The sequence below is a fragment of the Bradyrhizobium sp. B097 genome, from assembly GCF_038957035.1.
Lineage (GTDB): Bacteria > Pseudomonadota > Alphaproteobacteria > Rhizobiales > Xanthobacteraceae > Bradyrhizobium.
Genome location: NZ_CP152412.1, coordinates 5,382,380 through 5,401,413, shown reverse-complemented (window position 1 = coordinate 5,401,413; position 19,034 = coordinate 5,382,380). Strand labels below are relative to the sequence as shown.

20 protein-coding genes are annotated in these 19,034 nt (G+C 65.9%); 11 read left to right on the top strand and 9 right to left on the bottom strand.

The genetic code is table 11. From position 1 onward, the window contains the following. Positions 1-93: 93 nt before the first annotated feature. On the bottom strand, positions 94-1,191 hold the full coding sequence (locus AAFG07_RS25555; protein WP_342722605.1) for a DUF2865 domain-containing protein: 1,098 nt from the start codon (positions 1,189-1,191) through the stop codon (positions 94-96). 208 nt (positions 1,192-1,399) lie between these two features. Further along, positions 1,400-1,708 (bottom strand): hypothetical protein, encoded by a 309-nt coding sequence (locus AAFG07_RS25550; RefSeq protein WP_342729240.1) that lies wholly within the window; start codon positions 1,706-1,708, stop codon positions 1,400-1,402. Between the two features lie 295 nt (positions 1,709-2,003). Here AAFG07_RS25550 and cysS point away from each other — a divergent pair, with 295 nt between their 5' ends. From cysS to AAFG07_RS25530, 4 genes are all read left to right on the top strand, one after another. Beyond that, a complete protein-coding gene (cysS, locus tag AAFG07_RS25545; RefSeq protein WP_342722604.1) occupies positions 2,004-3,419 on the top strand; it encodes a cysteine--tRNA ligase in 1,416 nt (471 codons plus the stop codon). Continuing rightward, complete coding sequence (locus AAFG07_RS25540; RefSeq protein WP_342722603.1) at positions 3,416-3,922, top strand: GNAT family N-acetyltransferase; 507 nt, start codon at positions 3,416-3,418, stop codon at positions 3,920-3,922. Before cysS ends, AAFG07_RS25540 begins: the two co-directional genes overlap by 4 nt. Beyond that, positions 3,919-5,517 (top strand): citramalate synthase, encoded by a 1,599-nt coding sequence (cimA, locus tag AAFG07_RS25535; protein WP_342722602.1) that lies wholly within the window; start codon positions 3,919-3,921, stop codon positions 5,515-5,517. Before AAFG07_RS25540 ends, cimA begins: the two co-directional genes overlap by 4 nt. A 70-nt stretch (positions 5,518-5,587) precedes the next feature. Beyond that, positions 5,588-5,965 carry a VOC family protein gene (locus tag AAFG07_RS25530; RefSeq protein WP_342722600.1) on the top strand — a complete coding sequence of 126 codons (378 nt, stop codon included), beginning with the start codon at positions 5,588-5,590 and terminating at the stop codon, positions 5,963-5,965. Positions 5,966-6,119: 154 nt separating this feature from the next. Here AAFG07_RS25530 and AAFG07_RS25525 read toward each other — a convergent pair whose 3' ends face one another. Further along, positions 6,120-6,725 carry a TIGR00730 family Rossman fold protein gene (locus tag AAFG07_RS25525; RefSeq protein WP_342722599.1) on the bottom strand — a complete coding sequence of 202 codons (606 nt, stop codon included), beginning with the start codon at positions 6,723-6,725 and terminating at the stop codon, positions 6,120-6,122. Positions 6,726-6,938: 213 nt separating this feature from the next. Here AAFG07_RS25525 and AAFG07_RS25520 point away from each other — a divergent pair, with 213 nt between their 5' ends. From AAFG07_RS25520 to AAFG07_RS25505, 4 genes are all read left to right on the top strand, one after another. Beyond that, on the top strand, positions 6,939-8,927 hold the full coding sequence (locus tag AAFG07_RS25520; RefSeq protein ID WP_342722598.1) for an ABC transporter ATP-binding protein/permease: 1,989 nt from the start codon (positions 6,939-6,941) through the stop codon (positions 8,925-8,927). 153 nt (positions 8,928-9,080) lie between these two features. Continuing rightward, positions 9,081-9,779, top strand: a complete 699-nt coding sequence (locus AAFG07_RS25515) for a phosphatidylserine decarboxylase (protein WP_092127222.1) — start codon at positions 9,081-9,083, stop codon at positions 9,777-9,779. Positions 9,780-9,959: 180 nt separating this feature from the next. After that, positions 9,960-10,838, top strand: a complete 879-nt coding sequence (pssA, locus tag AAFG07_RS25510; protein WP_342722597.1) for a CDP-diacylglycerol--serine O-phosphatidyltransferase — start codon at positions 9,960-9,962, stop codon at positions 10,836-10,838. Between the two features lie 254 nt (positions 10,839-11,092). Beyond that, on the top strand, positions 11,093-11,809 hold the full coding sequence (locus AAFG07_RS25505) for an RraA family protein (protein ID WP_342722596.1): 717 nt from the start codon (positions 11,093-11,095) through the stop codon (positions 11,807-11,809). Positions 11,810-11,989: 180 nt separating this feature from the next. Here AAFG07_RS25505 and AAFG07_RS25500 read toward each other — a convergent pair whose 3' ends face one another. Then, positions 11,990-12,610, bottom strand: a complete 621-nt coding sequence (locus AAFG07_RS25500; RefSeq protein ID WP_342722595.1) for a TerC family protein — start codon at positions 12,608-12,610, stop codon at positions 11,990-11,992. A gap of 287 nt (positions 12,611-12,897) precedes the next feature. Beyond that, positions 12,898-13,242: a hypothetical protein gene (locus tag AAFG07_RS25495; RefSeq protein WP_212315162.1), complete on the bottom strand. Its 345-nt coding sequence runs from the start codon at positions 13,240-13,242 to the stop codon at positions 12,898-12,900. A gap of 265 nt (positions 13,243-13,507) precedes the next feature. Between AAFG07_RS25495 and AAFG07_RS25490 the strand changes: the two genes are divergently transcribed. Further along, complete coding sequence (locus AAFG07_RS25490) at positions 13,508-14,335, top strand: SDR family NAD(P)-dependent oxidoreductase (RefSeq protein ID WP_342729239.1); 828 nt, start codon at positions 13,508-13,510, stop codon at positions 14,333-14,335. Here the strand turns inward: AAFG07_RS25490 and AAFG07_RS25485 are convergent. Further along, on the bottom strand, positions 14,313-15,764 hold the full coding sequence (locus AAFG07_RS25485) for a PLP-dependent aminotransferase family protein (protein ID WP_342722594.1): 1,452 nt from the start codon (positions 15,762-15,764) through the stop codon (positions 14,313-14,315). The two genes, AAFG07_RS25490 and AAFG07_RS25485, sit on opposite strands and share 23 nt — an antisense overlap. A gap of 88 nt (positions 15,765-15,852) precedes the next feature. Here AAFG07_RS25485 and AAFG07_RS25480 point away from each other — a divergent pair, with 88 nt between their 5' ends. After that, positions 15,853-16,260 (top strand): cupin domain-containing protein, encoded by a 408-nt coding sequence (locus tag AAFG07_RS25480; RefSeq protein ID WP_342722593.1) that lies wholly within the window; start codon positions 15,853-15,855, stop codon positions 16,258-16,260. Next, complete coding sequence (locus AAFG07_RS25475; protein ID WP_342722592.1) at positions 16,257-16,718, top strand: carboxymuconolactone decarboxylase family protein; 462 nt, start codon at positions 16,257-16,259, stop codon at positions 16,716-16,718. The genes AAFG07_RS25480 and AAFG07_RS25475 overlap by 4 nt, the downstream gene beginning before the upstream one ends. On the opposite strand, the gene AAFG07_RS25470 is transcribed toward AAFG07_RS25475, so the two are convergent. The 3 genes from AAFG07_RS25470 to AAFG07_RS25460 form a co-directional block, all read right to left on the bottom strand. Beyond that, positions 16,715-17,632 (bottom strand): DMT family transporter, encoded by a 918-nt coding sequence (locus tag AAFG07_RS25470; RefSeq protein WP_342722591.1) that lies wholly within the window; start codon positions 17,630-17,632, stop codon positions 16,715-16,717. The genes AAFG07_RS25475 and AAFG07_RS25470 overlap by 4 nt on opposite strands. Positions 17,633-17,759: 127 nt before the next feature. Continuing rightward, positions 17,760-18,335 (bottom strand): GrpB family protein, encoded by a 576-nt coding sequence (locus AAFG07_RS25465; protein WP_342722590.1) that lies wholly within the window; start codon positions 18,333-18,335, stop codon positions 17,760-17,762. 33 nt (positions 18,336-18,368) lie between these two features. Beyond that, positions 18,369-18,965, bottom strand: coding sequence for a DUF2889 domain-containing protein (locus AAFG07_RS25460; RefSeq protein ID WP_342722589.1), 597 nt, complete (start codon positions 18,963-18,965; stop codon positions 18,369-18,371). Positions 18,966-19,034 lie beyond the last annotated feature (69 nt).

The following is a 19,034-nucleotide window of genomic DNA, read 5'->3' as shown; positions in this document are numbered from 1 at the left end:
GTGGAGAAAGCCCCCACCCGTATCGCATCTTCGATGCGATACGACCTCCCCCGCAAGCGGGAGAGGTGCAGGGAGTTCGCGGATGGGCTGTCGCTACTGCCTCTTCGGGATGAAGGTCGGGCCGACCGTGCGGATCTGGCCGTCGCTCGCGGGCGCTGCCGGCGCCGTGGCCTCGGCGGCGGCGGGCTGCTGCGGTTGAGCCGCCGCTGCCGGCGCGCCCTTCTTGCCGGCCGCGGACTTGGTCTGGGCGCGCTGCTGCATCTTCCGCGCGCTCTCCTCGGTGACGATGATGTCGCCCTGCTGCGCGGCGGACGCCTGGTCGTCGACCGCCTTCAGCGCGTCCGCCCAGCTCTGGCCGGCTGCCTTGCAGGAGCAGGACGGATTGAACTCGGTGCGGTACTTGAACGCGTTCGGCAGCGACGAGTAGGACTGGCCACTGATCGAGACCGCCTGGTTGATGTCTTCGCCTGGATTGCGGTAGGCGAACAGGCTGGCCTCCGCGGCCGGGCACTGCGCCTTGCAGATTTGCTCGTCGGCGGCAAAGCGCGCCTGTGAGGTCGCGAACGAGATCGGGAAGTAGGCGCCGTCGCAGGTGCGGACGCAGACGGTGCGGAAGGTGCCGGACTGTCCGCCATATTGCGCGTCGGGCGGGGGCAGCGGACTGGGATTGCCGCCACCGCCGCCGCCGAACAGGTTCTCGATGAAATTGCCCGGGCCGCGCGCGGCCGCCGCGTATTGCGGGCCGCAATTGTTCTGCGCCAGCGCGGTCAACACCGAGCGGCGCTGGTTCTCGCGATCGGCGCCGCCGAGCCCGCCGGTGCGCAGCCGCTCGAGATTTCCGGTCATCTGGTCGAGATTGGCGCGCATCTGCTGGATCTGGTTGTTGACCGGTCCGCACTGCGCCGAGTTGTTGTTGAAGAGCGAAAGGAATCCCGAGCTGTCGCAGCCCATGCGCCGGGCCTGCGCGGTCACGCGATCGAGTTCACCCTGCTGCCGGGTTGCCGCGTCCTGATAGCGGCGGATCTGCTCGTCCTTGGCCGGGTCGCCGCCGCCGCGATCGATCGCGGCCAGCTGGCCCTCCAGGCGCGCGCACATCGGATTGGCCTGCGCGCCTTGGGGAGCCGGGCCGGGCGGGCCCGGAGGCACCTGCGCCAGGGCATGCGTGGTGGGCAGGGCGATGCCGGCCAACACGGCGCAAGCCAAGAACCAACGGGAGAAGCGAGAACGGGAGCTATTGGGCATATCCGGCCATTAAAACGACGCCGCGCGGCGATCAACGCCAAAGCGCGCGGCCAGGACCACCTGCAAAGGCCGCCTGCAATAGCCGTTTCTCGCGGCAGCGTCACGTCGTTTCCGGGGCGCCGGTGTGGCAATAACCCCGCTTATCCAGCGGCTTGGCTCAGCGTTGGCAGGTGATGGCGACGTATTCGCCGCAGCTGTTGCCGGTACATGTCTCATTGGCGGCGTGCGGAACCGCGCCGGTGATCTCGTCGGGATCGACGCGCCGGTAACTGGTGGCCTGCGCAAAATCGCGTGACCGGCAGTAAGCGCGGGCGGCGGACGCGCCGCAGCGGTCGCCGTGGGCGAGGCACTGATCGATGCCGTATCCGTCGGCCTGGTTGGCGACGATGAAAACGCGGCTGTCGGCCAAGGCGGCCGAGGAGACAAGGACGAACGTAGAGGCAATTAATGATGAAATGGGCCGCATGGTGCACCAGTGAAAACGGCGGGGAATCCGCAGGCCCTCCCGTACGCCCAATTCCTTAATAATGATTAACCATGAGGGCGTTGGCGTGATTTCGGTGCGGCGCGGGCTGCATAACGCCCGAAAACAGCCCCTTGACGCGATCAGGGGGCCGTGAGACACGATGGAACCATGAACGGCCACCTCGCCATCTGCAGCATTTGCCGCGAGATTATGAGCTAGCGATTCGCTGGCTGAGGCCGTCTTTTCTCAATCACCCTGAGATCACTGGACGCCCGGCCGCAAGGGATGGGTACCCATGGATTTGCGCCTCTACGATACGCTGACCCGGGAGAAGCGGCCGTTCGTGCCGCTCGATGCCGATAACGTCCGCATGTATGCCTGCGGACCGACGGTCTACGACTTCGCGCATATCGGCAACGGCCGGGCGGCTGTTGTCTTTGACGTGCTGTTCCGCGCGCTGCGCCATCGCTATGGCACAGGTCACGTCACCTATGTCCGCAACATCACGGACGTCGACGACAAGATCAACGTGCGCGCCGCGCGGGACTATCCCGGCGTGCCGCTGAACGAGGCGATCCGCAAGGTCACCGAGCAGACCTATCAGCAGTACCAGGACGATGTCTCTGCGCTGGGCTGCTTGCCGCCGACCGTGCAGCCGCGCGCCACCGAGCACATCCCGGAGATGCGCGCGATCATCGAGAAGCTGGTCGCCGGCGGCTTTGCCTATGTCGCCGAGGATCACGTGCTGTTTTCGCCGCAGGCGATGAACGCGGCTAACTCCACGCTGCCGCGCTACGGCGCGCTGTCGAAGCGCTCGCTCGACGAGATGATCGCGGGCGCCCGCGTCGATGTTGCGCCCTACAAGCGCGACAACACCGACTTCGTGCTGTGGAAGCCGTCGAAGCCGGGCGAGCCGTCCTGGCCGTCACCGGCTGGCATTGCCGTCGAGGGCCGGCCCGGCTGGCACATCGAGTGCTCGGCGATGGCCTGGAAGCATCTGGGTGAGAAGTTCGACATCCATGGCGGCGGCATCGACCTGGTGTTCCCGCACCATGAGAACGAGCTCGCGCAGACCTGCTGCGCGTTCCATACCGACCGCATGGCCAATGTCTGGATGCACAACGGCTTCCTGCAGATCGAAAGCGAGAAGATGTCGAAGTCGCTCGGCAACTTCTTCACGATCCGCGATCTGCTGGCCGATTGGCCGGGCGAGGTGCTGCGTCTCAGCATGCTCAGGACGCATTACCGGTCGCCGCTCGACTGGACGCTGAAGAGCGCGGAAGAAGCCGCAAGGACGCTCGACGACTGGTATGCGGTCGCGGCCGACGCCGAGTCCGGAGCGCCGTCGCCGGCGATGGTCGAGGCGCTCTACGACGATCTCAACACGGCGCAGGCCATGGCCGTGCTGCACAGCTTGCGCAATGCTGCCGCGAGCAATGAAGCAAGCCGCAAGGAATTTGCCGGTTCGCTGCGGCTCCTCGGCTTCCTGTCGGAGAGCGCGGCGGCGTGGAAGGGTCGCAAGGAGCAAGCCAGTGGCGTCGATGTTGCCGCGGTCGAGGCGCTGATCGCCGAGCGCACCGCGGCGCGTGCGCGCAAGGACTTCAAGGAATCCGATCGGATCCGCGATCAGCTCGCCGCGATGGGCGTGGCGATCAAGGACGGCAAGGATGCCGAAGGAAAGCCGATCACGACCTGGGAGGTCGCGCGATGAGCCGATCCGCACCCGCATTGCGTCCCTATCTGCCTGACGACGCGCCGCTGCTGGCGGCGATCTTCGCGGCGTCGATCATGGACCTGACCGGCGACGACTACAGCGAGGCGCAGCAGGAAGCCTGGGCGATGGCCGCCGACGACGAGGAGGCCTTCGGCAAGAAGCTCGCCGGCCAGCTGACCCTGATCGCGACATTGCAGGGCGCGCCGGTCGGCTTCGCCTCGCTGAAGGGGGCCGATCACATCGACATGCTCTATGTGCATCCGAGCGCGGTCGGGCAGGGTGCAGGCAGCGCGCTGTGCGATGCGCTGGAGAGGATCGCGAGTGCCCGCGGCACCAAGGCTCTCAAGGTCGATGCCAGCGACACTGCGCTCGAATTCTTCCGCAAGCGCGGCTACGTCGCGCAGCAGCGCAATACGATCACCGTCAACGACGAATGGCTCGCCAACACCACGATGCAGAAGACGCTCGACGGCGTTGCCGTGCCCGGAGGCCACGCATGAGCCGCGAGCGCCTCTATCTGTTCGACACCACGCTGCGCGACGGTGCGCAGACCAACGGCGTCGACTTCACGCTGCAGGACAAGCAGGTGATCGCCGGCATGCTCGACGCGCTCGGCATCGACTATGTCGAGGGCGGCTATCCCGGCGCCAATCCGACCGACACCGAGTTCTTCAGCAAGAAGCCTGCGTTCGACCACGCGCGCTTCACCGCGTTCGGCATGACGCGGCGGCCGGGCCGTTCGGCGTCGAACGATCCCGGGCTCGCAGGTATCCTCGAGGCCAAGGCGGACGCGATCTGCTTCGTCGCAAAATCCTCCTCCTACCAGGTCCGGGTCGCGCTCGAGACCACCAACGAGGAGAACCTCGCCTCGATCCGCGACAGCGTCGCGGCCGCGAAGGCGCTCGGCCGCGAGGTGATGGTCGACTGCGAGCATTTCTTCGACGGCTACAAGGAGGACCGCGACTATGCCCTTGCCTGCGCCATTGCGGCCTATGAGGCGGGAGCGCGCTGGGTGGTGCTGTGCGACACCAATGGTGGCACCATGCCGCACGAGATCGAGACCATCGTCGGCGATGTCGTCAAGCAGGTGCCCGGCGCTCATGTCGGTATTCACGCCCATAACGACACCGAGCAGGCGGTGGCCAATTCGCTCGCCGCGGTGCGGGCGGGCGCGCGGCAGATCCAGGGCACGCTCAACGGCCTCGGCGAGCGCTGTGGCAACGCCAATCTCTGCTCGCTGATCCCGACCCTGAAGCTGAAGCAGGAGTTTGCCGACAAGTTCGAGATCGGCGTCACCACGGAGAAGATGGCGACGCTGATGAAGGTGTCGCGCACGCTCGACGACATGCTGAACCGGGCGCCGAACCGCCATGCCGCCTACGTCGGCGAGAGCGCCTTCGTCACCAAGACCGGCATCCATGCCTCCGCAGTCATGAAGGATCCGCAGACCTATGAGCACGTGCTGCCGGATTCCGTCGGCAATCACCGCAAGGTGCTGGTCTCGGATCAGGCCGGCCGCTCCAATGTGATAGCCGAGCTCGACCGCGCCGGCATCGTCTATGACAAGGGCGATCCGCGGCTGACGCGCCTGGTCGAGGAGCTGAAGGAGCGCGAGGCCGCGGGATTTGCCTATGAATCGGCGAATGCCTCGTTCGACCTGTTGGCGCGTCGCACGCTCGGCAAGGTGCCGGAATATTTCAAGGTCGAGCAGTTCGACGTCAATGTCGAGCAGCGCTATAACGCCAACGGCCAGCGCGTCACGGTGGCGCTCGCGGTGGTGAAGGTCGATGTCGACGGCGAGCGGCTGATCTCGGCCGCCGAGGGCAACGGTCCGGTCAATGCGCTCGACGTGGCGCTGCGCAAGGACCTCGGCAAGTACCAGAAATACATCGATGGCTTGAAGCTGATCGACTATCGCGTGCGTATCCTCAATGGCGGCACCGAGGCGGTCACGCGCGTGCTGATCGAAAGCGAGGACGAGACCGGCGAGAGCTGGACCACCGTCGGCGTCTCGCCGAATATCATCGACGCCTCGTTCCAGGCGCTGATGGATTCGGTGTTCTACAAGCTGGTGAAGTCGGGCGCGCAGGCGTGAGTGATTGATCCGTCATTCCGGGGCGGTCCGCTGGACCGAACCCGGAACGACAACCGGGAAGGGTAGGCCCATGATCGACCACGTCTCCGTCGGCGTCCGCGATCTCGAGCGCGCCGCGCGGTTCTATGAGCCGACGCTGGCCGCGCTTGGCCTGAGCCGCCTCGTCACGCGGCCGGCGACGATCGGCTTCGGCAAGGCCTATCCCGAATTCTGGATCAATCTCCGCGCCACGATGGCGCAGGTCGCGCATGAGAGCGGCACCCATATCTGCCTGCGCGCGAAGACCACCGCCGAGGTCGATGCGTTCCACGCCGCCGCGCTGGCTTCAGGCGGCCTCTCCGACGGCGCCCCGGGCCTGCGCCCGCACGACCGCGTGCGCTACTACGCCGCCTTCGTGCTCGATCCCGACGGCAACCGCATCGAGGCCGTGACGTTTCCGAGCGAGTGATTGGGACTAGGACGAGCGCCGCTCTCAATCCGTCATCCTGAGGAGCGCGTAGCGCGTCTCGAAGGATGCACGGCCAGCGGCCGGGCCGTTCATTCTTCGAGGCTCGCTCCGCTCGCACCTCAGGATGACGGGATGGATTCGCGCGCTCGAACGATCAGAGCCGCCGCGCCACTTCGGGGGCGAGCTCCTTCGCGGCCGCGGGCTTGCCGGCCACCGCGGAGCGCAGCCGCGGCAAAATGTCGTCGACGCGGTCGGCCATCAGCACGTTGATCGGCAGCGTCGCGCGGATGAACTCGGTCGTGCGCATGTGGCTCAGCAGCGAGAGCAGGGGTTCCCAGAAACCATCGATGTTGGCGAGCAGGATCGGCTTGGAGTGACGGCCGAGCTGCTGCCAGGTCAGCTGCTCGACCAACTCCTCCAGCGTGCCGATGCCGCCGGGCAGTGCGACGAACGCATCCGAGCGCTCGAACATCAGCCGCTTGCGCTCATGCATGTCAGGGGTGACGATCATCTCCTGAACCGAGGTCAGCGCATTCTCGCGCGCCCGCAGGAATTCCGGAATGATGCCGGTGACGGAGCCGCCATGATCGAGGGTGGATTTGGCGACCGCGCCCATCAGGCCGATCGAGCCGCCCCCGTACACCAGGCGCACGTTGTTTTCGGCAAAGGCCTTGCCGAGCGCGATGGCAGCTTCAACGAAACGGGGATTGTTACCGGGGCCGGAGCCGCAATAAACACAGACAGTCTTGATTTGGTTCATACGATCCTTGTGGCACTGCAGCGTAAACAGGGTCAAGACTCGCATATGGGCATTGAGGGCCAAAAAATCTCGTAAATTCCCGCGAATCGCGAACAATTTTCGCCATAAGCCTGTACGCCACGTTGAAACGATCTATATGACGGGCACAATGGCAAATCGTGGAAAAGATGTGGCCGCGGACTGCCGCGCCATGACGTCGCGAGCGGGCTCCTGATGGTGCCGCCGCAACAGACTGTGACCGCGGCCGATCAGCCCACGGCCACGGCGCCCGCCGCCGAGAGGGGGACGCTGCTCGGCACTCTCGTTCATCTCTGGCCCTACATCTGGCCCGGCGATCGCGCCGATTTGAAGATGCGCGTGATCTGGTCGGTGGTGCTGCTGCTGTTCGCCAAGCTCGCGACGCTGTCGGTGCCGTTCACGTTCAAATGGGCGATCGATGCGCTGAACGGCACGGGTTCGGCGCCGGTCGCGGCCTCGAACTGGATGGTCTGGCTAATCGCCTCGCCGGTGCTGATGACGATCAGCTACGGCGCGGTGCGCATCATCATGGCGGTGCTGACGCAGTGGCGCGATGGCATCTTCGCCCGCGTCGCGATGCATGCGGTGCGGCGGCTCGCCTACATCACCTTCGTGCACATGCACGAGCTGTCGCTGCGCTTCCATCTCGAGCGCAAGACCGGCGGCCTGACCCGCGTGCTGGAGCGCGGCCGCTCCGGCATCGAGACCATCGTGCGGATGGTGATCCTGCAGCTGATCCCGACCATCGTCGAGGTCGCGCTGCTGGCGGCGGTGCTGCTCTGGCAGTTCGACTGGCGCTACGTGCTCGCGGTGCTGATCACGGTCGTCGTGTTCATGTACTACACCTACATCGCGACCGAGTGGCGGATCGAGATCCGCCGCAAGATGAACGATTCCGATACCGAGGCGAACACCAAGGCTATCGACTCGCTGCTCAACTACGAGACGGTGAAGTATTTCGGCGCCGAGGAGCGCGAGGCCAGGCGCTACGACCGCTCGATGGAGCGCTACGAGCAGGCCAGCGTGAAGACCTACACCTCGCTCGCCGTGCTCAACACCGGGCAGGCGATCATCTTCACCGCGGGCCTGACCGCGACCATGCTGATGTGCGCATTCGGCATCCGCAACGGCACCCACACCGTCGGCGATTTCGTGCTGATCAATTCGATGATGATCCAGCTCTACCAGCCGCTGAACTTCATGGGCATGGTGTATCGCGAGATCAAGCAGGCGATCATCGACATCGAGAAGATGTTCGACGTGCTGGCGCGCGACCCCGAGGTGAAGGATGTGCCGGGCGCCAAGCCGCTCGTGGTGTCCACAGGCAGCGTGCGCTTCGAGGATGTCCGCTTCGCCTACGAGCCCGACCGCCAGATCCTGAAAGGCCTGAGCTTCGAGGTGCCGGCCGGCAAGACGGTCGCGATCGTCGGTCCCTCCGGCGCCGGCAAGTCGACGATCTCGCGGCTGCTGTTCCGGCTCTACGATGTCTCGAGCGGCCGCATCCTGATCGACGGCCAGGACATCAAGAATGTGACGCAGACCTCGCTGCGGTCGGCGATCGGCATGGTGCCGCAGGACACCGTGCTGTTCAACGACACCATCCGCTACAACATCCGCTATGGCCGCTGGGATGCCGGCGATGATGAGGTGGAGGAGGCGGCGCGGCTGGCGCAGATCGACGGCTTCATCCGGATGTCGCCGCAGGGTTACGAGACGCAGGTCGGCGAGCGCGGCCTGAAACTCTCCGGCGGCGAGAAGCAGCGCGTCGCGATCGCGCGCACCGTCTTGAAGGCGCCGCCGATCCTGGTGCTGGATGAAGCGACCTCGGCGCTCGACAGCCACACCGAGCACGAGATCCAGGGCGCGCTGGAGCGGGTCTCGCGCAACCGCACCTCGCTGGTGATCGCGCACCGGCTGTCGACCATCGTCGGCGCCGACGAGATCATCGTGCTGGACCAGGGCCGGATCGCCGAGCGCGGCACCCACGCGCGGCTTTTGGCCTCGGGCGGTCTCTATGCCAGCATGTGGAACCGGCAGCGCGAGGCCGAGGAGGCCCGCGAACGGCTCGCCCAGGTCGATGACGACGGCGGCGCGCCGAATCGCCTGCCGCCCGTGGTCACCGATTCCTCGGAGGAATCCACCCCTGACGCGGGTGAGAAACCCTTGCCGACCGCCGCGGAATAGTCGATTTAGGGCATGATCCGGAAAAGTGCGAAGCGGTTTTCCGAAAAGATCATGCTTAAACAATGAACTAAAGCGCGATGACGCTTCGACCTAATCTCATCGCGCTTTAGGCCTCTCCCGCCAAACAGGGCGGGGAAACGCAAGCGAGCTCTGATGTCGATCGCCAATTCCATCCGCGCGCAGATCCCGCCGATCCACCCAGAGGGCTATCCGTTCATCGGTGGCTTCGCCCTGGCGAGCCTGATCCTGTTCTGGATCTGGACCCCGCTGGGCTGGATCGGGACGCTGCTCACGGTCTGGTGCGCGCTGTTCTTCCGCGATCCCGTCCGCGTGACGCCGCTGCGCGACGGCATCGTCGTGTCGCCGGCCGATGGCCGCGTCTCCATGGTGGTGCAGGCGCTGCCGCCGGCCGAGCTTGGCCTCGGCGACAAGCCGCTGCCGCGGGTCTCGGTGTTCATGAGCGTGTTCAACTGCCACGTGAACCGCAGCCCGGTTGCCGGCCGCATCGACCGTATCGCCTACCGGCCCGGCGCCTTCATCAATGCCGAGCTCGACAAGGCGAGCGAGGACAATGAGCGCAACTCGCTGGTGATCTCCGGCGCCAATGGCCGCATCGGCGTGGTCCAGATCGCCGGCCTCGTGGCGCGCCGCATCGTCTGCTTCGTCAAGGAAGGCCAGTCGATCGGCGCGGGCGAACGCTTCGGCCTGATCCGCTTCGGCTCGCGGCTCGACGTCTACCTGCCCGAGGGCACCAAGGCCCTGGTCTCCGAGGGGCAGACCGCGGTTGCCGGCGAGACGATTCTTGCGGATTTCCGCAACGCCGACCCGGGCCGCACCTACCGCGCCGATTAACGCTGTTTCGGCAGGCCGGAGCTCCCGTTCCGCTCGGAATCGGAACGGGAGCTCCAGATTTCCATTTTGACGCGTTTTCTTAACGCGAACCGGTATCCACTTCGCTGGAAAACGCTTTAACCAGCTGGTTCCGGCGCCAATGGCGGAGCCGGGCCATGCTTGCTATATTGCAAGACCATGATGCCCTTTGATCCCAACTCCACCGAGTCTCGCCGCCGCCGGTTCCGCCCGATCCCGGTGCGGATGCTCGTGCCCAACATGATCACGCTGCTGGCGATCTGCGCCGGCCTGACCGCGATCCGGCTGTCGACGGAAGGGCGGATGGAGCTGGCGGTCGCCGCCATCGTGTTCGCCGCGATCCTCGACGGCATCGACGGCCGCGTCGCCCGCATGATCAAGGGCCAGTCGAAATTCGGCGCCGAGCTCGATAGCCTCGCCGACTTCGTCAATTTCGGCGTCGCGCCGGGCCTGATCCTGTATTTCTGGCAGCTGCATGAATTGAACAATGGCGGCTGGATCGCCGCGATGGTGTTCGCGATCTCCGGCGGCCTGCGGCTGGCGCGCTTCAATGCCTCGATCGACGATCCGAACAAGCCGGCTTTCGCCGCGAATTACTTTACCGGCGTGCCGGCACCGGCCGGCGCGATCACCGTGCTGCTGCCGATCTATCTCGCCTTCCTCGGTGTGCCGATGCCGCCGGCGACGCTGACGGCGTTCTACACGCTCCTGATCGCCTTCCTGATGGTGTCGCGGCTGCCGGTGTTCTCCGGCAAGACTGTGAAGATGCGCGTGCCGCCGGAGATGGTGCTGCCGGTGTTCGTCTCGGTGGTGTTCTTCGTTGCGCTGCTGATCGGCTATCCCTGGCACATCCTCTCGGCGGGTTCGGTCGCTTATTTGATCAGCCTGCCCTGGGGCTGGAAGTCCTACCGCGACCAGGAGCGCCAGCTTGCGGCCCAGACGCACGGCGCAAGTGTGACCTCGCCGGCATCGGCTGCGGCTCCCTATGCAGCGCCGGTCGCGGATGCTGACAACGACGATCGTCCGACGCATCTGCATTGAACGCGCCCACTGATTGACCCGTCATCCTGAGGTGCGAGCGGAGCGAGCCTCGAAGGATGCACGGCCTCGATCTCGCAACCGGGCCGTCGACCCTTCGAGGGCCGCTGAAGAAGCGGCCACCTCAGGGTGACGGTGATGCAGTTGTTTCGCTCCAGCAAATATCAGCCATGAGCGTGGCTCGGTTGGGTTCGCCTGCGATCTCGGCTATAGGCTGGGACGGCCCAGCGAACGCCAAAAATCAGGAGAGAAACGCCGTGACATCCGCTTCCGCCCCGCTGCCTGCGTCCGTCCTCGAGGCGTTAGCGCGCTACGACACGCCGACGATCTGCAATGCGATGGAGGTCGTCGCGCCGGAGCGCCGTCTGATCGGCTACACCGTGAAGCCGCTGGTCTGCCCGTTCCCGACCTTGCCGCCGATCGTCGGCTATGCGCGCACGGTTGCGATCCGCTCGGTGCTGAAGTCCGGGCTCTCGGCCGAGGAGCAGTCGAAGCGCCGCATCGAATATTATGAATATGTCGGCACCGGTTTCGGTCCGCGCATCTCCGTGATCCAGGACATCGACGGTCCCGATGTCGGCTACGGCGCGTTCTGGGGCGAGGTGCAGAGCGCCGTGCACAAGGCGCTCGGCTGCCTCGGCGTCATCACCGACGGCTCGATCCGCGACATTCCGCAATGGGCGCCGGGCTTCCAGGCGCTGGCCGGCTCGATCGGCCCGTCGCATGCCTGGGTGCATGCCGAAAGCTTTGGCGGCGAGGTCCGCGTCGCCGGCATGACGGTGCGCTCCGACGACCTGATCCACGCCGACAGCCACGGCGCGATCGTGATTCCCTACGAGATCGCGGCGAAGCTGCCCGAGGCCGCCGAACTCTGCGGCCGCCGCGAGACCCCGATCTTGGACATCGCGCGCAGCAAGGACTTCACGCTCGAGAAGCTGAAGGAGGCGCTGAAGCGCTCGGCGGAAATCCACTGACGCTGGATGAGATCGATCGGCCGCCGCGACAGAACTGCGCTCCCTCTCCCGCTTGCGGGGGAGGGCTGGGGTGGGGGCTCTCTCCAGGAGTCATATCGTGGAGAGAGCCCCCACCCGGAACGCATCCGACGATGCGTTCCGACCTCCCCCGCAAGCGGGAGAGGTGCAACGAGCCCGCCGTCAAGCCGGCGCGACCTTCGCGATCTCGGATGCGCCGCGAATGGTCATGTCGACGGCGACGTAGAGGATCACGGCGAGGCCGACATAGGCGATCCAGCGGTGGTTCTGCAGCAGTTTTGCGATGAAGGTCGCGGCCGCGCCCATCATCGCGATCGAGAGCGCAAGGCCGAACACCAGCACGATCGGCTGCTCGCGCGCCGCGCCCGCAACCGCCAGCACGTTGTCGAGCGACATCGAGACGTCGGCGACGACGATCTGGGTCGTGGCCTGCCACAGCGTCTTGCGCTGTCCCTCCGCCCCATCGGCGGCATGCTCGGCCGTCGTCTCATGCGCGGTGGCGCGCAGCTCGCGCCACATTTTCCAGCACACCCACAGCAGCAGGATGCCGCCGGCCAGCAAGAGCCCGACGATCTGCATCAATTGCGTGGCGAGCAGCGCGAACAGGATGCGCAGCAGCGTCGCGGCGCCGATGCCGATCAGGATCGCCTTGCCGCGTTGCTTCGCCGGCAGGCCTGCCGCGGCAAGGCCGATCACGACCGCGTTGTCGGCGGCCAGCACGAGGTCGATGACGACGACTTGCAGCAAGGCGCTGAGGGCGTCGAGTGAAAACAGTTCGGACATCAGCAATGCTCCCCTTGAGGTCGGGGAGTGGACCGTTCGACGACAGAGGATGTTGCCGTCATGTAGACGGCAAACCCACCGCGGCGCGTGTCCGCGTCGCGGGTCGAAGCAGGGCCACTCCAACTGAGTTCCAGTCCGACATCGCAGCTTGTGGCTGCCAGAGGGGCCCGGCCTGGGATTTACGGTCGCTCAAGCGCGATGAGATTTCGATGAATCGTCATCGCGCTTTCGCTTCTTGCTTGAGCATGATCTGTTCGGAAAACCGCTTCACACTTTTCCGGATCATGCTAGTCCGGACGCAGCGCGGCCTGTTCCTCGAAGAACAGCGCCGCCTGATCCGGCTCGCCGAGGATTGCCGCCGCACACCCCATGAAGGTGAATGCTCCGGCAAAATCCCACAGCGTCAGGTTCGCCACGCTCGCACGCATGTGGATCACGCGCGCCGCCAGCGCGGCAATGGCTGCCTCTGCGAACAACACCAGGCTGAGCGCGGGCAGCACGAGTGCGGGCTCAACCAGACGAACGGTCAGGATGATAGGCAGCGCGGTCAGCACCGCGAATAACAGGAGCATGCCGAACGGCTCCAGCGAGGGAGCCTTCCGCGAGAACCTGTCTGGAATGGTCGAGGACATTCCAATTCTTGCCGACCCTTGCCGATCCTAGCCTTGTCGTTCATCCCGACGATATCAGAACGTGTTCACGTTGAGGCGCGGCGCGGCGCCGCGCGACCGCAGGCCGCGCGACAGAGTGTACACTTGGGGCCGCGGACGAGGGCCGTGGGCGGGCCATTTCGGCGCCGTTTTGGGCCTGATCGCGCCGCGGCATGCCATGGCAAAGTCCAGACTGCGCATTTATCTTTAGTCGCAACGCTGGGAGAACGAGCGAAGGGCTATGTCCATGAATATGGCAGGCAAGACCGTGCTGATCACCGGTTCCACCGATGGCGTCGGCCGCTACGTGGCGATGAAGCTGGCATCCGCCGGCGCCCGGGTCCTGATCCACGGCCGCGATACCAAACGGGCGCAGACCCTTGCCGACGAGATCAAGCGGGTCTCCGGTCGCGAGCCGATGTTCTATCAGGCCGATCTGTCCTCGCTCGCCGAGGTCCGCGAGTTCGCCCAGCTGGTGCTCGACGACCAGGAGCGCCTCGATGTTCTGGTCAGCAATGCCGGCATCGGCTCACAGAACGACGGGCCGGCGCGGCAGACCAGCAAGGACGGCCACGAGCTGCGCTTCGCGGTGAACTATCTCGCCGGCTTCCTGCTCGCGCATCTCTTGCTGCCGCGGCTCAAGGCGAGCACGCCGGCGCGCATCGTCAATGTTGCTTCGCTCGGCCAGCACCCGATTGATTTCGGCGATGTGATGATCACCAGGAACTACAGCGGCGCCCGCGCCTATGCGCAGAGCAAGCTGTCGCAGATCATGTTCACCATCGACCTCGCCGCCGAGCTCGAAGGCTCCGGCGTAACCGTCAATTCGCTGCATCCGGCGACCTACATGAACACGACCATGGTGCGCGCCAGCGGTGCCACGCCGATCTCGACCGTCGAGCAGGGCGGCGACGCCATTTTGCGCCTGGTTCAGGACGACGACGTCGCCGAAAAAAGCGGGCTGTTCTTCGACGGCAAGCGCGAGGCGCGCGCCCATGCCCAAGCCTATGATGCCGAGGCGCGCAAGCGGCTAAAGGCATTGAGCCTTGCGCTCACCGGGCTGCGGATTTCCTGACGCGGCGCGCGGCCGGCGCGCCTTGAGTGCGACCTTCGGCACGGATCGCCTCGAACAGACGCTTGCAGGCGGTCTGAACGCCGCGATCGGGCATGGTTGCAATGCCGAGCAGCAAGCCCGACTGCGCCCGCTTCGGTGAGAGATACCAGGGCGAGAGCGGAGCGGGCGCCAGCCCATGCGCGAGCACCTGCCGCGCGATCGCGAGATCGTCGACCTTGTCGGGCAGCGTCAGCATCACCGCAAGGCCGGCCACTCGCACGTTGCTGCATGGCCGCAGTGCAGCCGTCAATGCGTCGCGGCGCTCGCTATAGGTCCGCTTGGTTCGCCGGAGGTGACGGATGTAGTGGCCGTCACGCATGAACTCGGCGGTGGAAAGCTGCACGGCTGGTCCCGGAGCAGGGGCGAGGCATGTCGCGACATCGGCGAACTGCGCCGCCAATTGCTCGGGCGCAACCAGGAAGCCGAGCCGAAGCGTCGGCGAGATCGTCTTGCTAAAGGAGCCGAGATGAATCACCCGGCCGGCGCGGTCGAGCGAGGCCAGCGCGGGCGCGGCGCGGCCATCGAGCTGCAGCTCGCCGAGATAGTCGTCCTCGATGATCCAGGCGCCGGTTTGCGCGGCCCAATCGAGCAGTTGCGCGCGACGCCTCAGTGACAGCGGCGGCCCGAGCGGCGCCTGCTGTCCCGGCGTCACGACCGCGAGCGCCGCGTCGGGCGCGTGCCTGAGGCCGTGGTCGACGTCGACGCCGTCGCCGTCGACAGGGATCGGGGCGAGCTCCAGCCGGGCGAGCTCGAGCCCCTTTCGGGTCAATGGAAATCCCGGGTCTTCCATCCATGCGCGGCGGCCTTCGAGGCCGAGCACGCGCAACGCGAGGCCAAGTCCGCCGCTGAAGCCCGAGGTGATGACGATCTGCGCAGGCGAGCATTCAAGCCCGCGCGCGATCGCGAGGTGCGCCGCGATCTCCCGCCGCAATTCGAGCTCGCCGCGCGGATCGATGGTGCGGGTCACCGCGCTCAACTCCGCCCGCACGGCGCGCGCGCGGATTCGCGCCAGCAGCTTTGCGGGGAGAGCGTCCTGCGCGGGGACGCCCATCCGGAAATGTCCTTGACCGCTCAGGTCATGAAACATCTCCACGACCGATCCCGGAACGATCGGCGCATCGGGTTTTGCAGCCTTCCTCGGCCGCCTGGCGACGGTGGTGCCGTTCGCCTTCGACGACACGATGTGCTGGGCGTCCGCCAACTTGTCGTAAGCGGTCCGCACGGTGCCGCGCGCAACGCCGAGCTGCGCGGCAAGGTCGAGCCATGACGGCAGCCGGGCGCCCGGCACCAGCACGCCATTGTCGATCGCCGCCGCAATCGCCTTGCGTATCTGCTCCGAAAGCGGCGTCCTGGCCGAGCGGTCGAGCGCGATGGGAAGCGGGTTGGGCATGGCCCGTGGTACACCAATTCGGTTCATTCTTGGTGCTTCTTTTCACGCCCGCGCGCTCGCATTTATCCGTCAGCAATGGAGGCACGAGATGAAGAATTCATGGATGGCGCTGCTGGCCTGCGCCGCGCTTGCGACGCCGGCAAAAGCGCAATCGGTGACGCCGAAATTCGAGCATGCCATCACCAACATTCCCGGCAAGTCGCTGATCGCGGTCGAGGTCAATTTCCCGCCGGGCGAGCCGTCGGCGCCGCATCATCATGCCAAGTCGGCGTTTCTCTATGTCTACGTGCTCCAGGGCGCGATCGAGAGCCAGCTGGAGGGCGAGGCCGCGCACATCTATCGGGCCGGCGACAGCTTCTTCGAGCCGCCCGGCGCCCATCACGTGCTCGGGCGAAACGCCAGCGCGACCGAGCCGGCCAAGATCCTTGCCGTGTTCGTCGTCGACAGCAACGACAAGGCGCTGACCGTCTTCGACAAGGAAGGGCACAAGCCGTGAGCATACGGATCGATTACAACAAGGTCGCGCCCGCGGGCATCAAGGCGCTTGGTGGCGTCTACGGCTACCTCACGCAATGCGGCCTCCCGGCGACGCTGATCGAGCTCGTCTACCTGCGCATCTCGCAGATCAACGGCTGTGCCTATTGCCTCGACATGCATACGCGCAGCTTGCAGAAAATGGGCGTTGCGGTCGAGAAGCTGGCGCTGTTGCAGGTCTGGCGCGAGGCGGAGGTTCTGTTCGACGCCGAGGAGCGCGCAGCGCTGGCCTGGGCCGAAATCGTCACGCGCGTGGCGGAGACCGCGATCCCGGATGCCGATTACCAGGCGGCCCGCGCGGTGTTCAACGAGATGCAGCTGGTCGACCTGACCATCGCGATCGGCCTGATGAACACCTACAACCGGATCGCAATCGGCTTCCGCAATCCGCCGCAGGCCGTTCGCGAGCTGACGAGCTAGCTCTGACGTTGCGCGAGGTAGAACCCGGCCAACACCGTGACCAATCCGGCCGCCTGCAGCGTGGTCGGCGGCTCGCCGATCAGGAGCCAGCCCAACAGCAAGGTCAGCACCGGCACGGTCGCGGGAAATACGGCCGCGCGGGCTACTCCGAGCCGCTGGATCGACAGCGCGAACAAATACATGGCTGCGGGCCCGGCCAGGATGCCCTGGGCGACGGCCTGCAGCGCATTCTCGTTCAGGCCGATGGCCGCATCGCGTGCCAGCCCGCCCGAGGCGGCATACAGCGGAAACAGCGAGAGCGACAGCACGCTGATGACGGTCGCCACCGAGAACGCAGACACCCGCCAGTAGCGTACCAGTGTGGCGAAGCCTGCAAACATCAATCCGGTCGTAACGAAGATCAGATCGCCCATCACGGCGCTCAATCCCATATGGCCGATCGACTCGCTCCCGATCACGGCAAGCCCGATCACGATGACGACGGCGCCGGCGACCCGTGAGGGTGAGATCTGTTCCTTCAGCAGGACGACCGCGAGGAACAGTCCGCCCAGGGTCGCGCAGGAAGGCTGGATCACGCTGCCATGCCCGAGGGGCACGAACACGAAGCCGGCATAGCTGATGAGCGACATCACCGGCCCGCCCAGCATCATCAGCGCCATGCCGCGGCCCCATCCGATGCCGCAGAGGTCTTTCAGGCCGGCGCGCACAACGAGCGGGATGAACACGATGCCCGACCACAGGAAGCGATGCATCAGGAGATCCACAGGGGTGAACCCGACTTTCAGGCCGTGCCGGGTCGCCACGAAGCCGAGAGCCCAGCACAGCGCCGCGCCGAGACCGCATGCGACCCCGAGCAGAATGGCTTTTTTATCAGGAAGGGCTGCAGGCTTGGCGCCGGCCTTGTGTTCGTTCATGCCCGGACGAGTACGTTAGCTGCCAGGATCGATCAACCCATCGCGACGCAGGGCTGGTTGGCGCAGCAGCCAAATGCGAGGGTCTTCTTCGGCGAGGAACGTGCAGGCTTGCCGCGGTCCGCTTGTGCTATTGGTCTCGTGCCGCTGTGCGCCACGCCCACGCCTTGGCTGTGGTCTCCTGGACGAAAGCATCCTTGCCGGTCCGATAGGCTTCGATGTCGTCTTTTGAGGAGGCGGCGAGGGCCCGCTTGATCTCGGCATAGGCGCGTGCCACCTCGCCGTGCGCGCGCAGATAATCGCGAAACACCAGGCGTGCCTCCCAACGCGGATGCGACGGCTCCATCATGTGCAGATGGTGGGTCCACGGACCCGGCGGTCCTTTGCGGAAGAACAGTTCGCCGGGGATCCACGACGCGTAGTCCGGCATGTAGATATAGCCGAGCGCCTCGAGCCGCTCGATGCAGCGTTGCCCGGCCGCTTCGAGGCTGCGCACGCCAACCAGCAGGTCGATGATGGGCTTCGACGGGAGACCTGGAACGGCCGTGCTGCCGACATGCTCGATGGCCAATGCGAACGCGCCGAGAGCCTGCTCGATCCGCGTGCGCTCCTGCGCGAACAATGCGGGCCAGTTGGGGTCATAGTCAGAGACGACGATCGACCCGGCGCCGTACTTCTCCACGTTGACCCCCTGATTGCTTCTCACAGAGTATCAAGCAGGCAGCGGCCGTGGCGCCGCTCACGAACCCTGCTTCACCTCGACAGGCTTCTTTGCGAACTGCGGGAATGTCTCGGCCACGACAGGTCCGTCCAGCCGCCACGAATAGCAGCCGCCGACGAAGAACGGCGGCTCGGTGGCGCCCTGCTGGTGATCGAGCGCGCCGCGGCCCTGCGGGTCCTTGCCTGAGGTCGCGGTCTGGAACAGCGTCGTCACCGCCGGGCCCAGCAGCTCGGCCAGATGGGTGCACGTCTCCAGTCTGCCGATCTTGCGGCGGACCAGTTCTCGCCAGCCCTTGCCGATGCGTTCGCCGACCAGGCGCTGCAGGATGCCTTCGACGTCGAGGCAGGACGGGTAGGGCGTCGAGGCCATCGTGGTGCCGGTCTCGCGGATCGTGAAGCTGTCGTCGACCGCGAGCCGCAGCCTGATGTCGTGCACGGGATCGTCGGGCTGCTGCAGGCCGCGATGCCTGTCCTGCCGCGCATAAGGCTTGGTGTCGACCAGCCGCGCCTCGACTTCCCACAGCCCGTCGTCACGGAGGTAGCCGAGACATTCGACGGAGCGGAGGTGCATCAGGCGGCGGGGTTTGCCGTCGGCGTTGGTATCGGGTGCGGACATCGGAACTCGCTGGATTGAATCTCAGCCGATCCAATCGGCCGCGTGCTCCGATGTCAACGCCCGCCGCTG

Excerpts from the sequence above, each read along its gene's own strand:
- AAFG07_RS25515 (WP_092127222.1), top strand. The coding sequence starts at position 9,081 with ATGTCGATCGCCAATTCCATCCGCGCGCAGATCCCGCCGATCCACCCA.
- AAFG07_RS25480 (WP_342722593.1), top strand. The coding sequence starts at position 15,853 with ATGAAGAATTCATGGATGGCGCTGCTGGCCTGCGCCGCGCTTGCGACG.
- AAFG07_RS25540 (WP_342722603.1), top strand. The coding sequence starts at position 3,416 with ATGAGCCGATCCGCACCCGCATTGCGTCCCTATCTGCCTGACGACGCG.
- cysS (WP_342722604.1), top strand. The coding sequence starts at position 2,004 with ATGGATTTGCGCCTCTACGATACGCTGACCCGGGAGAAGCGGCCGTTC.
- AAFG07_RS25530 (WP_342722600.1), top strand. The coding sequence starts at position 5,588 with ATGATCGACCACGTCTCCGTCGGCGTCCGCGATCTCGAGCGCGCCGCG.
- AAFG07_RS25485 (WP_342722594.1), bottom strand. The coding sequence starts at position 15,764 with ATGCCCAACCCGCTTCCCATCGCGCTCGACCGCTCGGCCAGGACGCCG.
- AAFG07_RS25460 (WP_342722589.1), bottom strand. The coding sequence starts at position 18,965 with ATGTCCGCACCCGATACCAACGCCGACGGCAAACCCCGCCGCCTGATG.
- AAFG07_RS25470 (WP_342722591.1), bottom strand. The coding sequence starts at position 17,632 with ATGAACGAACACAAGGCCGGCGCCAAGCCTGCAGCCCTTCCTGATAAA.
- AAFG07_RS25520 (WP_342722598.1), top strand. The coding sequence starts at position 6,939 with ATGGTGCCGCCGCAACAGACTGTGACCGCGGCCGATCAGCCCACGGCC.
- AAFG07_RS25490 (WP_342729239.1), top strand. The coding sequence starts at position 13,508 with ATGAATATGGCAGGCAAGACCGTGCTGATCACCGGTTCCACCGATGGC.
- cimA (WP_342722602.1), top strand. The coding sequence starts at position 3,919 with ATGAGCCGCGAGCGCCTCTATCTGTTCGACACCACGCTGCGCGACGGT.
- pssA (WP_342722597.1), top strand. The coding sequence starts at position 9,960 with ATGCCCTTTGATCCCAACTCCACCGAGTCTCGCCGCCGCCGGTTCCGC.
- AAFG07_RS25550 (WP_342729240.1), bottom strand. The coding sequence starts at position 1,708 with ATGCGGCCCATTTCATCATTAATTGCCTCTACGTTCGTCCTTGTCTCC.
- AAFG07_RS25495 (WP_212315162.1), bottom strand. The coding sequence starts at position 13,242 with ATGTCCTCGACCATTCCAGACAGGTTCTCGCGGAAGGCTCCCTCGCTG.
- AAFG07_RS25525 (WP_342722599.1), bottom strand. The coding sequence starts at position 6,725 with ATGAACCAAATCAAGACTGTCTGTGTTTATTGCGGCTCCGGCCCCGGT.
- AAFG07_RS25500 (WP_342722595.1), bottom strand. The coding sequence starts at position 12,610 with ATGTCCGAACTGTTTTCACTCGACGCCCTCAGCGCCTTGCTGCAAGTC.